Here is a 16,035-nt window from a genome sequence, read left to right on the forward strand (position 1 = left end):
GTTCTCACCTATAGAGAACTGGCGCTTTACGCATTTAGAGTTTTTACGTTTATAGTCGGTGCGTGACGCAATTCCAGATTAATCTTGATATCCGAGAATTGTTCCTAGCGTCACACACCCTACGTATTAATGCTAAGTTGCTTACTTCACAAACTTTGGCATCACTTCCGCAGCAGTAAAAATACCGTGGATTCCCCGTTGATGTAGTTGCATCCCGGCTTTGAGATAACCAAAAGCAGGTCCACAAACATTAGCTGCCATACTAGTTTCATCACCCAAAGTAAAAGTATGGGTGGAAATCTTACCTTCAAAAGTGCGTCCAGTGACTTTGACGTTGGTGCTGAGGGGTTTTTTGGGATTGCGAGTATCCACAATGCCTCCAACTGTAACGCGATCGCGTCCACAAATTCCTGCCAATTCCAACATTACATCATCCGCATGTTCCATATTCTCCAACTTGAGAATACCGTTAGTTTTATCTAACAACGCTTCCACCTCAGCGTCAGTCATTGCCCTGGCAACATCAACACTGTAACCTGGCATATGTCCAATATCTTCCCGTACAGTTGCCCGGTATGCCTCCCAGTTAGCAATTCCCACACCAAAAGTAATCTCAACTTGGTGAACTTCCGCATAACTTTGTGCCGCTAAGGCAGCCGCCGCAGTTAGTAATCCAGGTGTTGCTCCGCACCCAGTCATATAAGTAATTCCCGCTGCTCGGAGTTCCTCACCCATTGCCAACAGTTGCTCAACCGCCGTGGTGCGCTTGATTGCATCCACCAAAACACCGCGCCAACCAGCTTGAATAAATTGCTTGGTGACAGAAGGTATAAAATCATTAGGCAAATTTGGCAAAGCCAGAAAATATCCATCCACCTGATGATTCCCATCCAGCAAATCCTCAATGCTGTGGTTAGATAAGGTTCCAAATGGTTCAAAGTATCCTACAGAACCCCGTGCTTGATAGTTTTCAATACATTCCTTCGCGGCTAAACCGTCATTTGCATATGCAAAACCAGCCTTATCTGCTGCTGCCACCAAAATCATTTCACTTTTTGGAGCCAGTACACAAGCCGCAGCTTGTCCTAGTCCACCGAAACCTAATACTCCAATCCGCGCTTGTTTTGCATTCATAGTCAATTTGGATTTACCTAATACAATTGCCATAACTCCCACTAAATTTTATTATCCGGCGGATCTTACTTTCCCATCAGTTTCTTGGTGAAAAATTTCGTTTTAAGTTCTAAAACTCCTCCATCATCAAAACCTGGAGTATGTCACTCATTAAAACAAGTGGCAGGTTTTGGGAGTCGGATGATCTCCAAAACCTGCCTTGTCTGTAGCTTGTCTCAAAAACCCCTACTGCCTTCTTCGAGGAAAACGACAGTTGTCAAGATAGACGAGGTTTAGGTAAATTTTTGATAAGATTAGCGATTATGAAAGCAGAAAACCCCATACCTAGGGAAAATAATAATAAATATTTTCAATAATTTTCATCTAATTCAACCTCTTAATAATTGACATATCTGGCTGTATCCCTTACCTGTAGTGCTTTTGCCACTAATCAGGACACCTAATTTTCATGCTTGACTAATGTCAAAGGTTAAGGGAAACTTACATATATCAGCAGTAAAAACTAGACAAGATCATAATTTTTGTAAATTTTCTGAGACATATTTATTTGGGAGATACAACATTAATAGACAAACCACAAGTTTGTAATTAAAGCTTCCGATAGCTAAATTTTAGCTAAAACAACAGAAGCCCCACATCTATACTGTAATTAGGCGGCACATTTTGTTAGACATCTGTCCCATAAAAGCCACCTTTTAATAAATTTATAGTCTGCGATAAGGCATCACGTAGACTCAAAACTAGAACTCAACACCTCCTCAGCAATAGCCGGAATAGTTGAGAAACCTATACTGTATGTATGCTTACACCAGTATTAGGAGATGTCACCCTTCTGCTACACCAGTACATTGTGAGCGTACTTAATTATGGTTGGCAAAATATGGAAACATTAGAATTTATCATTTATCCGGATGGACGGGTACAAGAAAAAGTCACTGGCATTGTTGGGGCTTCCTGTGCTGAAGTAACTGCGGCAATCGAAGCGCAGTTAGGAAAAGTGGTAAATCAGCAGCCAACCTCAGAATTTTTTGCCAAACAACACCTGTCATCAGAATTGGCAAATACACAATCCGCTTTCAGTGATTGGTAAATTGTCCAAACTAGTTGTATAAAATAAAAAACATCATGTCACACTTTAGTCAAATCAAGACCCAAATTCGTAACCTTGATTCTTTAAAAGATGCGTTAAATGATTTAAATGTGGATTGGAAATCGGGTCCAAGTCAGGTGCGTGGTTATCGCGGTCAAACCCATGATGCAGAAGTTACCATCCAGCAGGAAAATGGTTATGATGTTGGCTTCAGATGGAATGGTCAAGAATACGAGTTGGTGGCTGATTTACAATATTGGCAACAAGATTTATCAGTAGAAGGATTTCTACGTCAAATTACGCAGCGTTATGCTTTCCACACTGTAATGAAAGAAACCGCCCGTGCCGGGTTTCAAGTTGCAGAACAACAAAAAAATGAAGATGGTTCAATCCGCTTGGTAGTGCAGCGCTGGAGTGCGTAATGGCTGATTTTGCCCCGTCATCAGACAATCAAGAAGATGGGCGTTCTGGATTAGAACCGGAACTTGGAGGTTTGTTGCGAGATGAACCCGAACGTTCTGGTTTTGAACCAGAATTGGGTGGTTTCTTCCGCCAAAAAGGTGTTTATGTTGATGAGATTACCTGTATTGGCTGTAAATACTGTGCCCATGTTGCTAATAACACATTTTATATCGAACCAGACTATGGGCGATCGCGTGTAGTCAGACAAGATGGTGATTCGGAAGAAATTATCCAAGAAGCAATTGATACTTGTCCAGTTAATTGTATTCAGTGGGTAGATTATACGGAATTAAAAAAATTGGAAGAAGAACGTAGATTCCAAGTAATTCCAGTAATTGGATATCCGGTGGAAGCAGCTGTAGCTGCAACACAACGACGGCGAAATAAACTTAAATCAAAAAATAGTAAAAAGCCGAGTTATTAATCAGGCTGATGTAGAGATTTCTTCTTGAGGTGGTTGCGTAAGTTGCAACTAATTTGGCAGAGAAAGTTTATAAAATTATAGAAGTTTTGAGGGCTGTAAAATACAGCCCTTATTTTTATTATTTTGATGACTAAAACAATTTGAGATTCAGAGACTTGATATAAATTGTATAAGTTCTGCCAATTTGAAAAACAAGGTGACAGATAGATATTTGTAGAGACGTAGCAGTGCTACGTCTCTAGCATTAAATCTGTTGCAATTATTATTTGAATTGGTATAAAACTACAGATTAAGTTTTTTCAAAATCCCATCAGCATAGATTTAGATGTCATGCTGAGAAAGTAAACGCTCAACTTTTGCCTCATCAATTCGAGCGGTTAGTTTGCGAGTTTCATGTAAATCTCGCATGGTTTTAGCAACTGTGAAACTGGAACCTACAGTAAAGGATAAACCCATACCCATAAAACCTTTGATCCAATTATTCACAGGTAAATTAACTATACCAATTGTAGTCATGGAGATGGAGAGGATAAACGCAGCCCATGTTTGGATAATCCAAGCAGAACTATCTTTTTGAGGATTTGGGTGTTTCATATCATTATTTTATCTAGTTGGATGAGAGATACAGGAAAGTAGTTGGCAAGCATTATTTAATACTTACGCTACATATTGCCCATTTTATCAATGGAAATAATCCTTCGGAGTTGTCTAATGCCAGTTAGCAATTGACACAAAGCAGCAAAACTAAGGTTATAGAAGGATATTGTGTCTATATATATTTACATAAGGTGAATAGGCTTTTACGCAGTCTATACCCAGTATTTATGGTGGTATTTCGTATATTCATCAAAAAAGATTGTAGTTATGCTGTTATATTTGCGTGTTACTTGGGAATAATGATCCCAAGCATTACGGAAGTAACGTTTTTCGTAGTTAATTTAAATCAAGTAAAAATACTTAGATGTATTGGCTGAGTTGAAGTACAGGATTTAGCTTCCTGTATTTAATAAAGCCCTTATTTATTATCGTGAAAATCAAGGATTTAATTGTGGCAGCAAATCTATCAACAGAACTGAATCGCTCATCTATTTCTTTAAGTGAAACTAATTCGTTGACTAATAGTACTCCTCAAGTATTTCCATTGAGCAGTGGGGGTAATTCGACAAACTTTACACCAGTTCTCAAAGATACAGATGTTAGCCTCAATTCTGTAAATGAAGATGTGGGAAAACCAACCGGAACTGTAGGGACTCTAATTTCTAGTTTGGTAAAGTTAGGTGTTAACGTTACTGATACTGATAGTAGTGCAATTACAGGTATAGCAATTACAGCAATAAACACTAATAGTGGTAGTTGGTTTTACAGCACTGATAGCAATTCTTGGAAAGAAATTAACTTTGCATCTGATACTGAAGCATTAGTACTAGTCGCAAATGACAGTACCAGGATTTACTTTCAAGCATACCCTGATTTCAATGGCGCGATCGCATCAGCCCTCAGTTTCCGAGCCTGGGATACTACCGATGGTAGTTTAAATGGTAGTTATACAAATGCTCTATCTGGAAATAGCGCTTTTAGTTTAGAAAAAGAAATTGCATCTATTGTTGTTAATCCCATCAATGATGCTCCTTTTAATATTATTCCTGAATCTCAATTTGTTGGTGAAGATAGTACTTTAATTTTTTCTAAAAATAACGGCAATGCAATTAAAATTAATGACATTGATAGTTCAGGAGTAAATAATTTCCAGGTGACATTAAGTGTAGTTGATGGAATACTGAGTGTCACGAATACAAGTGATGTAATTAATATTGTTGGAAATGATAGTGGAAAAATTATCCTTAAAGGTTCTATCGACAACATTAATGCAGTTATCACTGGCTTAGATTCTAATCAGGGATTAATATTCAAGCCAAAATCAAATTTTAATGGAGTCACAAAACTGTCGATTATTAGTGATGATCTAAATACTAGTAATAATGTTGACGAAGACTTTGTAAATATTAATGTCATCTCTGTAAATGATGCACCCAGCTTTGTAATTGAACAGAATATTTCGATTGTGGAAGATGCAGGTAGGCAACAACTCGATAATTGGGTGAAAAATATTTCTCCAGGTGCGGAAAATGAATCAAATCAGACTGTTCAATTTTTTATAAATACAAATAATCCAGCTTTATTTGCTGAATTACCAAAAATAGCTAGTGATGGAACTTTAACTTATCGCATTGGTGATAATTTGAGTGGTAGTGCGACCGTCAGCGTTTATACTGAAGATGATGGGGGTACTGAGAATGGCGGAATTAATCGCTCAGTAATTCAAAATTTTACAATTAATGTTGATAGAGTAAATGATGCGCCAGTTAATAATGTTCCCACATCTATTACCATCGATGAAGATAGTAATTTTACATTTTCAAATCAGAGTCAACAGTTAATTTCTATAACCGATATTGATGCAGGTACCAATCCTATTCAGGTGACATTAACAGCAGAAAGTGGAATGCTGATAGTTAATGGTAGTAATAGTGTCAAAATAGATGGAAATAGCAGCGAAAAATTAACTTTAACTGGAACTGTAGATAACATTAATAATATCCTCAATGGATTAATTTATAAACCAAGGATCAACTTTAATGGACAATCGAAGATTGATGTTATCACGACAGATCAAGGAAATACAGGTAAAGGTGATATCGGGAAGGATGAAGATACAATTAACATTACAATTAATCAAGTTAATGATATTCCCACTTTCACCAAAGGGGGTGACTTAGTTGTTAGCGAAGATGCTCCATCACAAATTATTGAAAACTGGGCGAAAAATATTTCCAAAGGTGCCGAAAATGAAGCCGAACAAATTATAGAAGTTATTATCAAGAATGACAACAATAGCTTATTTGCCCAAGATGGACAACCAGCGATCGCGCTAGACGGGAAAAGTGGTACCCTCAGTTATAAGTTGGCTCCCAATGCCTTTGGTACGGCGAATGTTACAGTCCAAATTAGTGATGGGATTGATGTCTCTACAACCCAAACCTTTACCATCACTGCAAAATCTGTCAACGATGCACCCAGCTTCATTTTGGGTGAAAATCAAATCATCAATGAGGATGCAGGTAGCCAAACTATTCAAAACTGGGCAAGAAATATCTCTAAAGGTGCCGAAAATGAATCGCAACAAAAGCTGAAATTTGAGGTTAGCAATAACAAACCCAATTTGTTTGCGGTGCAACCAACCGTGAGCAACGATGGTACCCTGACTTATACACCAGCAAATAATGCCAATGGTACTGCCACAGTTACAATTAAATTGGTGGATGATGGTGGTGTCGAAAACGGTGGGATTAATTCGACTCAAGCCCAAACCTTTAATATTATAATTAATTCTGTCAATGATGCCCCTCGGTTCACCAAAGGGACAGATATTGCCGTCACTGCGGGTGCAGGTAAACAACTAATTACTCAATGGGCAAAAGACTTTGTAGCTGGAAGTAGCGACGAAATTACCCAAACGGTTTCACAATACATCATCACCAACAACAGTGAACCGAAAATATTTGATGTTCTTCCCAGTATTGATAGTAAAGGAAATCTCACATTTACACCCACTAACAAGCTAGACACACCCACCACTGCCATAATTAGCGTTCAAGTTCAAGATAGTGGTGGTACAGCAAATGGTGGTGTGGATGTTTCCCAAATTCAAACCTTTGCAATTACCGTTAACCCCTTATTTGCTGATATCAACCCCCCAATTACTAGTATTACGGAGGGTAATAGTGCTACTACTGAGTATCAATTTACCGTAAACCTCTCCAAGGCAAGTACAGCAATAGTTACTGTTGATTATCAAACTGAAGACGAAACTGCCACCACAGAAGACAATGACTATATTGCCAATAGCGGTACTTTAACCTTCCAACCAGGTGAAATCAGTAAAACCATCAAAGTGAAAATTCAAGGTGATACGAAATTTGAAGCAAATCAAACCTTCAAACTGAATTTAAGTAACCCCAATAATGTGACTTTGGGTAAAAAATCCAGCAATATCACCATTGTCAACGATGATGCTCAACCTGTAATTAAAATTAATAATGTGCGTCAGCGAGAAGGGAATCAGAATTTTAGTCCCTTTGAATTTAGTGTTGACTTATCCAACAGTAGCGATGATTTCATCATGGTTGATTATGCCACCATTGATGAATCTGCCACAGTTGCCAAAGAAGACTATCTTCCAACCAATGGTACACTCACCTTTAATCCTGGTGAAACTCAGAAAACCATTGTTGTGAATGTCAAAGGTGATACGAAATTTGAGGAAAACGAGACATTCAAAATCCGTTTAGATAATTTGAAAAATGCCTCACTCATGGTGACAGATAGAAATGGAGTGGGTACCATCGTCAATGATGAGGGTGGAAGCGGTGCCGACTTTAATAGCGATCGCATTCCTGATCTATTCTGGCAGAATCGTTCTTCTGGGGAAACTGCAATTTGGTTGATGGATGGTAGTAAATTAGAAACAGGAATTTTTCTAGAGCAGGTAGCACCTAGCTGGAAAGTCGATGCCCTAGGTGACATGAATGGGGATGGAAATACTGATTTATTGTGGCGTGACTATAAAACGGGGGAAAATGCAATTTGGTTTACGGATGGCACAAAAGTCACCGATACCAAATATATTACCCCAGTTGAGGATCTCAACTGGCACATTGAGGCTGTTGCAGACTTTGACCAAGATGGACAATTAGACATCCTTTGGTATCAACATCAGTCAGGTGAACTGGCTATTTGGCAAATGAAAAATAGTCAGTTATCCCAAGGATATAGCCTGCCTATAATCGAATTTAATTGGGAAGTAGTGGGAGTAGCCGATTTTGATGGTGATGGTGGTGTTGATATTTATCGACGCAACCGTAAATCAGGTGAAAATGCTGTTTTATTGATGGATGGATTTAAAGTTGGGTTAGATGTTCTATTTGACCCAGTTGAAGACCTAAATTGGGATATGATAGAAACTGCCGACTTCGACAGTGATGGTAAAGTTGATATTCTTTGGCGTAACCGTCAATCAGGAAAAAATGCCATTTGGTTGATGAATGGAGTTAAGAAGCTTGAAGGGATATACTTAGATTCAGCCAGCCCGGAATGGAAAATAACTGGGGTATCTGACTTTGCTGGAGATGGAAAATTACATATTGTTTGGCAAAATCAAAATACTGGAGAAAATGCCGCTTGGAGACTGAAAGATACTTCGGTAGAGACTACTTTCTTCTTTAAGCAGATTAAAGATACCAACTGGCAGATGGTGTTTTAGCGCATCCAGAAACCTGGTTTTTCCATCACTCAGTATGATGATTACTGATATCAACGATGAAAACCAGGTTTCTCTCGAAGATGAGAATCTGAGTTACGCCATCACCATACCACCATCGACATTGAAAACTTGCCCGGTGATGTATGCAGCAGCAGAATCAGAGGCAAGGAAGCGAACCATTCCGGCGATTTCTTCTGGTTGTCCGTAACGTCCCAGGGGAATAAATTTGATAATTTCTTCAGTGTTGCCTAGATTACTTGTCATATCAGTAGCAATGAAGCCAGGGGCAACAGCGTTTACAGTGATTCCCCTGGGTGCTAGTTCTTTGGCAACGCTTTTGGTAAACCCGATAACTCCGGCTTTGGCAGCGCTGTAATTAGCTTGTCCAGGATTGCCCATTTGTCCGGCAACAGAGGTAATATTAATGATGCGTCCAGAGCGCTGCTTCAGCATAATTTTACTAGCAGCTTTGGTACAAAGGAATACACCTGTTAAGTTGAGATCTATTACTGCTTGCCAGTCTTCTTGCTTCATGCGGAGAAGTAAAGTGTCACGGGTAATACCTGCATTATTCACCAAAATATCAACACGTTTGAATTTCTCCATAACTGCGTTGATGAGTGCGTCTACTTCCTCAGTTTTGGAAACATCTGCTTGAAGAGCAACTGCATTACCTCCAGCTTGGGTAATTGTATCAACTACTGCATCGGCAGCACTACTGGAAGCTGCATAGTTGACAACGAGAGTGGCTCCCTGCTTGGATAATTCCAGTGCGATCGCACGTCCAATTCCCCGTGATGCACCCGTAACAATTGCAACTTGTCCTCGCAAAGTTTGTAAGTTTTCTGGCAACAATTCCATTGATTATTCCTTCCGATTCTGAATCACCGCGCTAATTTATATTACAGGGAAGGGGTAACAAGGTAAAATCAGAACTCTGTTTTCCATGCTTGAATTAGTATTGAAATGATTAAAATATAATTCACGGGTAACTAGATATATGGCGACAAAGAAAGAATTCGGTAGTTTTGAAGAAATGCTGATTAGCAGCGACGTACCTGTGTTGGTGGATTTTTATGCTGATTGGTGTGGTCCTTGTAAGATTATGAGTCAAGTTTTGGAACAAGTGAATGCTCAGTTACAAGGACGGATGAAGGTTGCCAAAATTGATACTGAAAAATATCCCCAAATTGCCACTAAGTATCAAATCTATGCTTTGCCAACACTGATTTTATTTAAGCAGGGCGAACCTATTGACAAAATTGAGGGTGTTATGCAGGCTCCCGATTTGGTGCGTCATTTGGAAGCAAAGTTGTAGAAGGGGGGATATTTAGAGGGATACCCGACTTATACTCAAAGTCGGGTATATTTCCCAAGTTTTTGCAACTATTAGCCTTAACAACGGCGAACATTCAGACAACACCACTCTTTACGCTTCCAAAGTGCTGCTACAATCCAACCATGCTTTTCTAAAGCATCGACAACACTTTTAGATTGTTCCACTAGGATACCGCTAAATATTCCCCATGTAGTTGATTTAGCGATCGCACTAATTTCTGGAACCAGATCTATAATGACATCTGCCAAGATATTACAAACAATTCCATCCACTGGTTCTGACATCAGTGCTGCAACTTTTTCAACGCTGCCTTCTGCGGCAATTAAAGTATCAGGATTGATGTTATTCATAATCCCATTTTCCATGGTGGCTTGCACTGCTAAAGGATCAATATCCACTGCATAGGCTTTTTTTGCCCCCAACATTAATGCTCCTACCGAAAGGATACCTGAACCGCAACCAATATCCGCAATTACCACATTCGTAGTTGAGTTATTCTGATGTTTAAAGCCTTCTCCATAGTCACTAAATCGCATTTCCAAGGCTTCTAAACAAAGTTGAGTTGTGGCATGGTTCCCTGTGCCAAAAGCAACACCAGGATCTAATTTAATAATTAAACGTGTAGAATCAGTTGGTGGTTCCAGCCAAGCCGGATTAATCAGAAAGCGATCGCCTATTTCCTGGGGATGCCAATATTGCTTCCAACTAGTTGCCCAATCTTGTTCATCAATCAAATCCCATACCATTACAGGGGAAGATGAACCAATGCACAAAGCATCTTGACGCAACCACAAGGACAATGCTGCTAAATCGACGAAATGTACCTTAAATTGGGGTATATAAGCCTTTACAACGCTGGTGACTCCCTGTTTCTCGATTGCTGTACCACGACAGCCAAAATCCTCTAGCCGCCAAAAAATTGAATCTTCGAGTTCGGGTTCACAAGTAATTTGTAATTCCCACCAAGTATTAGCCATATAATTTGGGGTTAGAAACAGTAGGGAGACAGGAGTGAAAAAAATAAGTGGAGGACAATTGGCTAGAAAGCGGTATTTTATTAGCTACTGTAGCTTGCTTCTGCCAAGGAGTACTCACCTAAAAGATATTACCAGCATATTCTTTATACATAGACAAAGACAATAAGCTGGTAATAAATAATACCCAATAAATAGATTATTTTGGCGGATTTCCGGGATTTGTTGGGGGTGCAATGACGCGGGGTGGGGTAATTGGCAACAGATCTCCTAGTTTATCACTAGCATCAATACAAGTATCCATTGCTTGTACAGAAGCAAAATCTGTTTCGCTCCGTACACCAACTACACATTGGGCAAACCTTACAGGTAACAAACTACGACCACAATAGCTTAAAGCAGTGGGTGCGATCGCTTCTTGCTCTTTAGCGCTGATACTGACGACACAAGCAGCAAATTCTTCAGGACGACGTGCTTGACGACAGGGTATTAAGGTATCCTCAGCTTTGAGTTGTGTCTTTTTTTGAATCTGATTAATGCAAACAGAGAATTCTCTGGGACGCAACACAGATGCACAGGATTTGGATGTATCTTCTGCACGAACACCTAATTTTAATAACCGAGCAGCACAAACACGGTAGTCGTTTAGATATGATGTAGGTACCATATCTACCTCAGCTAAGACTGGAAAGGTGAGGGTAGCTAGGGAAGTAGCAGTTACGGTAACGCTAATTCCGAGAAAAGCGCCCAGTCGGCTATAATTAAGAAGTTTATTTTTTGAAGTTTTTAGCATTATTTATTTTCCAAGCAGCCAAGGCTATGCTACCGCAAATCAGTAAGTCTAGGGGTTGAGTAGGAATAAATTGTTATTTTTATGTAGGGAAGGCAGAGGGCAGGAGGCAGAAGGAAATAAAATGAATCAAGTATCTGTGTATTACGGCAAGTTTCACCTGTTTGAAGCACATCTGTTGTAAGGTTTTAGCACTGCTAAACCCCTACAACGTCTGTCTATTTATCTGAAAATAGCTGTAATCAGAATGCTGATTGATGTATCAATGCATAAAATGGCGAATCCCGGTAAACACCATCACTAAACCGAGTTCGTTAGCAGCTTGAATGGAATCTTGATCTCTCATGCTACCACCAGGTTGAACAATGGCGGTAATTCCGGCTGCTGCTGCGGTGCGTACAGAGTCATCGAAAGGAAAAAAACCATCACTAGCTAAAAATCCACCTTGGGCTTTATCGCCAGCTTGTTCAAGGGCAATTTTAGCAGATCCAACGCGATTCATTTGCCCAGCACCAACTCCAATGGTAGCGCGATCGCGTGTGACAACGATGGCGTTAGATTTGACATGTTTACAAATTTTCCAAGCAAATAATAATTCTGCTAATTCTTTATCTGTTGGTTGTTTCTCGGTGACAAATTTCCATTCACTAGTATCGGTAATCATATCATCAGCGGCTTGAGCCAGAAAACCCCCGGCGATGACTTTGATATTTGCTTTTTCTCCCTTACCCAATTCTGGCAACACCAAAACTCTCAGATTTGTCTTTTTCGCAATAATTTCTGTTGCAGCTTCACTACAACTTGGTGCAACTATGCATTCCAAAAATGTCTTAGTTAATTCTGTTGCGGTATCGGCATCAAGTTCCCGATTCAAAGCGACAATTCCCCCAAAGGCTGAAGTGGAATCGGCATTAAAAGCTTTGGTATAAGCTTCGTGGAGGGTATTTCCTAAAGCTGTTCCACAAGGATTGGTATGTTTGATAATTGTTGCTGCGGGTGTATCGGTGAATTCAGCAATAATTTTTCGCGCTGCTTCCAAATCCACCAAATTATTATAACTGAGTTCCTTACCCTGTAACTTTGTTGCCGCAGCCCATCCGCTAGGGGTTTCCCCAGTTTGATACCAAGCTGCGGGTTGATGGGGGTTTTCTCCATAACGTAATGCTTGGATTTGTTTTCCAGATATTTTCAAGGTTTCTGGTAATTCTCCCTGACTTTCAACATCGGGAGTTAAATTATTCAAATAGGTTGAAATTGCCTGGTCATAACTGGAAGTATGCAAAAATCCTTTTAAAGCGCATTGCTGCCTAAATTCTAGAGAAGGTGCATCACCACGACGTAATTCCTCCAAGTATCCAGCATATTGATCAGGATTACACAACACCGTTAGGTGAGCAAAATTTTTCGATGCTGCCCTTAGCATAGCAGGTCCACCAATATCGATTTGTTCCACAGCTTCCGCTAAACTAACTCCTGGTTTCGCAATCGTCTCTGCAAAGGGATAAAGATTAACCACCACCAAATCAATGCCGCGAATTTGATTCTTTTCCAAATCCTCCACATGTTCAGGTAAATCGCGGCGAGCTAAAATACCACCATGGATGCGGGGATGCAGTGTTTTTACCCTTCCTCCTAAAATTTCTGGAGAACCTGTATATTCAGATACTTTTGTTACAGCTACACCAGCATCTTTGAGAGTTTTTGCAGTACCTCCACTGCTGATAATATCAAAGCCAAACTCTGCTACCAAACTTTTTGCCAGTTCCACTAATCCGGTTTTATCTGATACACTCAGCAGTGCTAAACGCGCCATAATTCCCCTAAATCCTTACGTCGAATGATTACTTTGGGCAGAAGAACATTTTACAGACTATTGTTCTCAAGTTTGTCTTTTGAGAATCTATCATTGGTGCGTGACAGTACAAACCCTTATTTAACGCACACAATTTATCGAAGTGTCACACACCCTACAGGTACAAATATGCCAACAGGATTTACACATTGACAGAAAAGATTAAATATCGATTGCTTAAAAACAAGAGCTTCGTAGGTGCTAAGATTTTTTTAGATATTCCCACTTATAGGAAATATTCCTAAAATTTCATCAACACCAGCACCTCTAGATACTTCCCCATCAGATGCAAAATCGTTGTTTAAATCTACAGGTTGTACACCAGCTTGAAAATAACACTGTAGCTGTACAGCATTCTTTTGTTCGTCTAAGATGTTAAAGTTACCGCTTTTAGTGGCACATTTAAACTGAGCTTTTTCAATCGCATCAGCGTAACGTGTATTTAATTCTGGGGTATAGGGTGAAGAAGTTGGCAAAGGGATCAAAAACTTCGATTCATTTCCCCGCAATGGTAAAGTACCTATATAACTACCGTAACGGTTTTTCTTGTCTTTCTTTGCTTCCCAACAATTAAACCAAACTTGTTGTGAACCTCTTTCACCGACACCTACTTGTAAACCAAGAATTTGGGGATAGGGACATGCTTTTTCAAATTCCCATACATAATCTGGGTAAAGAGTACGCAAGTCTTTGAGAACTTTCCCACAATTAAGTTTTCCACAGTTTCCCTTGACAGTATTCACTTTCTGCCGTTTGAAAGTAGCTTCAGCGGGTAAGATATTACTTCCCACTAAGCAAAGAGAAAATAAAGTTATTTTCCACCTCATTACCAAAGTCCTCACCTAAGCTATAACCGCAAAACTGATACTTCGAGATTACAGCAATTTTCCGGCAGATAGACTATGTGAACTAAGTTTCACAGAAATACGTCTGACGATATTGTCATAATTAATCGTTGGTGAGTGACACTAGAAACCCTGATAAACCTTATCTATTTTGAGAACCGTAATTTCAAGTCAAGATTGTGAGGTTGCTACTCTATGTAGCTTGCTTCTCCGGAGGAGTGAAGCCGAAACATGTGCAATGACAGAAGTTCAGTTTTCATTATGAACACAGTTGATTAGTTGCTAGTTGTGTAAGTCTTATCAAAAATCAAAAATCAAAGTAATATTTTCTAAACCCTTTCAGTATTGGATCAAAGCATTGCGACAAACGGATAAAGTTGAGATGATAGTAGCCAAATCCCTATCCAAGAATACATTGCTATTCCCAATTACTACATGGCTATCAAGTAGGCTATTAATTTGGGTAGCTATGTTGATAATTGCCCCATTATTACCTGCACCACCAAATGGGATTGCAGCTAGTTTTGGTTTGGGAGTATTTGATGGTTGGGACACAATCCATTTTCGAGCGATCGCTACTTCCGGTTACAGCTATATTGATGGTAAAGGTAATATTGCCTTCTTTCCCCTATATCCTTTGCTGATTCATGGATTGGGTAGTTTGGGGTTATCTTTTGAAGTTGCAGGTGTGTTAATTAGCAACTTGGCTTTTTTGGGTACAGTTTGCCTTTTATATGTTTGGGTAAAAGATAACCATAGCGATTATACGGCTCGGTGGACAGTAGCGATCGCATGTTTGTTTCCCACCTCTGTTTTCGCCACCACCATCTACACTGAAGCATTATATCTTTTACTGAGTACCGCCACTCTCCAAGCATTTGATCAAAAACGCTATGCTTGGACAAGTTTTTGTGGTGCATTAGCAACTGCCACACGTCCAACGGGAATTGCACTCATCCCTGCCCTAATTTTAGCAGCTTGGAAACAACGCCGACCTCCCATCGCCTATTTAGCAGCTTTAGCTACTGCCACAGGATTAATTTTATTTAGTTTGTATTGTGCAATACAGTTTTCTGATCCATTAGCATTCATTAATGGACAAAAAGCATGGCGACCAACTTTCGGATTTGACTGGTCATCTTGGTGGAAAATGTTAATGCAAATTTGCATTGGTACTGCCAATTGGAAGCATGGGGGAATTAAAGAACCTCTACATCCTTTGATTTTTTCTTTAATTGCCATCTGCACTAGCTTACTGTGGTATTTCCGTCATCGAGTCACCCCAGCACAACGGGATTATGGATTCGGAATTTTATTTTTAGCATTATGGCTACTGGCAGGAGATCCATTCTTAAATACTCTGGTAGTGCTAGGAGGAGTATACTTACTTTGGCACTATCGTCAGCAACTAACTCCAGTCACCCTATTTTACGGTTTGGCAGGTTTTGGGATATTAATATTTTCCGGTAAAGCCTGGTCTTTAACCCGTTTAGTATTCGGAATTATTTCCCCCATCATCGCATTTGGGATTCTATTATCCCGTCATCCTCGTTGGGGTTACATGAGTTTGGGTTTCTGCGGACTATTATTAGTCATTTTTGGCATTAGATTCGCTCAAGATTTGTGGGTAGGATGAGGGAACAGTGAACAGTGAACTAAACCTAGTCCATCACGAAAAGCGAAGTTTTGTCATTGCGATGTAAGAAAGCATAAGCCCGTAGGGCTGGCTACGCCTACTTACAATCTTGACTAAAACTAGACTTCCGAAAATAGCAAGGTTTAATATCGATAATTCATTCTGTTTA

The 16,035-nt window shown here is 39.6% G+C and carries 13 protein-coding genes; 6 read left to right on the forward strand and 7 right to left on the reverse strand.

All coding sequences use genetic code 11. The features are described from left to right. Positions 1–141: 141 nt before the first annotated feature. Positions 142–1,167, reverse strand: coding sequence for a (S)-8-amino-7-oxononanoate synthase BioU (gene bioU, locus CAL6303_RS07160; protein ID WP_015197179.1), 1,026 nt, complete (start codon positions 1,165–1,167; stop codon positions 142–144). Positions 1,168–2,014: 847 nt separating this feature from the next. Between bioU and CAL6303_RS07165 the strand changes: the two genes are divergently transcribed. From CAL6303_RS07165 to CAL6303_RS07175, 3 genes are read left to right on the forward strand one after another with little or no spacing between them, the layout of a single operon-like run. After that, a complete protein-coding gene (locus CAL6303_RS07165) occupies positions 2,015–2,224 on the forward strand; it encodes a DUF2997 domain-containing protein (RefSeq protein WP_041740331.1) in 210 nt (69 codons plus the stop codon). 35 nt (positions 2,225–2,259) lie between these two features. After that, a complete protein-coding gene (locus tag CAL6303_RS07170; RefSeq protein WP_015197181.1) occupies positions 2,260–2,646 on the forward strand; it encodes a DUF1257 domain-containing protein in 387 nt (128 codons plus the stop codon). Beyond that, a complete protein-coding gene (locus tag CAL6303_RS07175; RefSeq protein WP_015197182.1) occupies positions 2,646–3,110 on the forward strand; it encodes a ferredoxin in 465 nt (154 codons plus the stop codon). Before CAL6303_RS07170 ends, CAL6303_RS07175 begins: the two co-directional genes overlap by 1 nt. Before the next feature lie 321 nt (positions 3,111–3,431). Here CAL6303_RS07175 and CAL6303_RS07180 read toward each other — a convergent pair whose 3' ends face one another. Continuing rightward, on the reverse strand, positions 3,432–3,704 hold the full coding sequence (locus tag CAL6303_RS07180) for a YiaA/YiaB family inner membrane protein (RefSeq protein ID WP_015197183.1): 273 nt from the start codon (positions 3,702–3,704) through the stop codon (positions 3,432–3,434). A gap of 454 nt (positions 3,705–4,158) precedes the next feature. On the opposite strand from CAL6303_RS07180, the gene CAL6303_RS28395 reads away from it, so the two are divergent. Further along, a complete protein-coding gene (locus tag CAL6303_RS28395; protein ID WP_015197184.1) occupies positions 4,159–8,430 on the forward strand; it encodes an FG-GAP repeat domain-containing protein in 4,272 nt (1,423 codons plus the stop codon). Positions 8,431–8,523: 93 nt separating this feature from the next. Here the strand turns inward: CAL6303_RS28395 and fabG are convergent, their stop codons facing one another. Next, positions 8,524–9,291, reverse strand: a complete 768-nt coding sequence (fabG, locus tag CAL6303_RS07190) for a 3-oxoacyl-[acyl-carrier-protein] reductase (RefSeq protein ID WP_015197185.1) — start codon at positions 9,289–9,291, stop codon at positions 8,524–8,526. A gap of 139 nt (positions 9,292–9,430) precedes the next feature. Between fabG and trxA the strand changes: the two genes are divergently transcribed. Further along, the gene (trxA, locus tag CAL6303_RS07195; protein WP_015197186.1) at positions 9,431–9,748 is read left to right on the forward strand and encodes a thioredoxin; all 318 of its coding nucleotides are present in this window, start codon (positions 9,431–9,433) and stop codon (positions 9,746–9,748) included. 77 nt (positions 9,749–9,825) lie between these two features. On the opposite strand, the gene prmA is transcribed toward trxA, so the two are convergent. The 4 genes from prmA to CAL6303_RS07215 all read right to left on the reverse strand — a co-directional run bounded on the left by prmA (position 9,826) and on the right by CAL6303_RS07215 (position 14,212). Further along, positions 9,826–10,746: a 50S ribosomal protein L11 methyltransferase gene (gene prmA, locus CAL6303_RS07200; protein ID WP_015197187.1), complete on the reverse strand. Its 921-nt coding sequence runs from the start codon at positions 10,744–10,746 to the stop codon at positions 9,826–9,828. A 196-nt stretch (positions 10,747–10,942) separates the two neighbouring features. Then, positions 10,943–11,536 (reverse strand): hypothetical protein, encoded by a 594-nt coding sequence (locus CAL6303_RS07205; RefSeq protein WP_015197188.1) that lies wholly within the window; start codon positions 11,534–11,536, stop codon positions 10,943–10,945. 259 nt (positions 11,537–11,795) lie between these two features. Continuing rightward, the gene (purH, locus tag CAL6303_RS07210) at positions 11,796–13,346 is read right to left on the reverse strand and encodes a bifunctional phosphoribosylaminoimidazolecarboxamide formyltransferase/IMP cyclohydrolase (protein ID WP_015197189.1); all 1,551 of its coding nucleotides are present in this window, start codon (positions 13,344–13,346) and stop codon (positions 11,796–11,798) included. Positions 13,347–13,597: 251 nt separating this feature from the next. Continuing rightward, positions 13,598–14,212, reverse strand: coding sequence for a hypothetical protein (locus CAL6303_RS07215; RefSeq protein WP_015197190.1), 615 nt, complete (start codon positions 14,210–14,212; stop codon positions 13,598–13,600). 400 nt (positions 14,213–14,612) lie between these two features. On the opposite strand from CAL6303_RS07215, the gene CAL6303_RS07220 reads away from it, so the two are divergent. Beyond that, positions 14,613–15,866, forward strand: a complete 1,254-nt coding sequence (locus tag CAL6303_RS07220; protein WP_015197191.1) for a mannosyltransferase family protein — start codon at positions 14,613–14,615, stop codon at positions 15,864–15,866. Positions 15,867–16,035 lie beyond the last annotated feature (169 nt).

Origin of the sequence: Calothrix sp. PCC 6303 (assembly GCF_000317435.1) — a bacterium.
Taxonomy (GTDB): domain Bacteria; phylum Cyanobacteriota; class Cyanobacteriia; order Cyanobacteriales; family Nostocaceae; genus PCC-6303.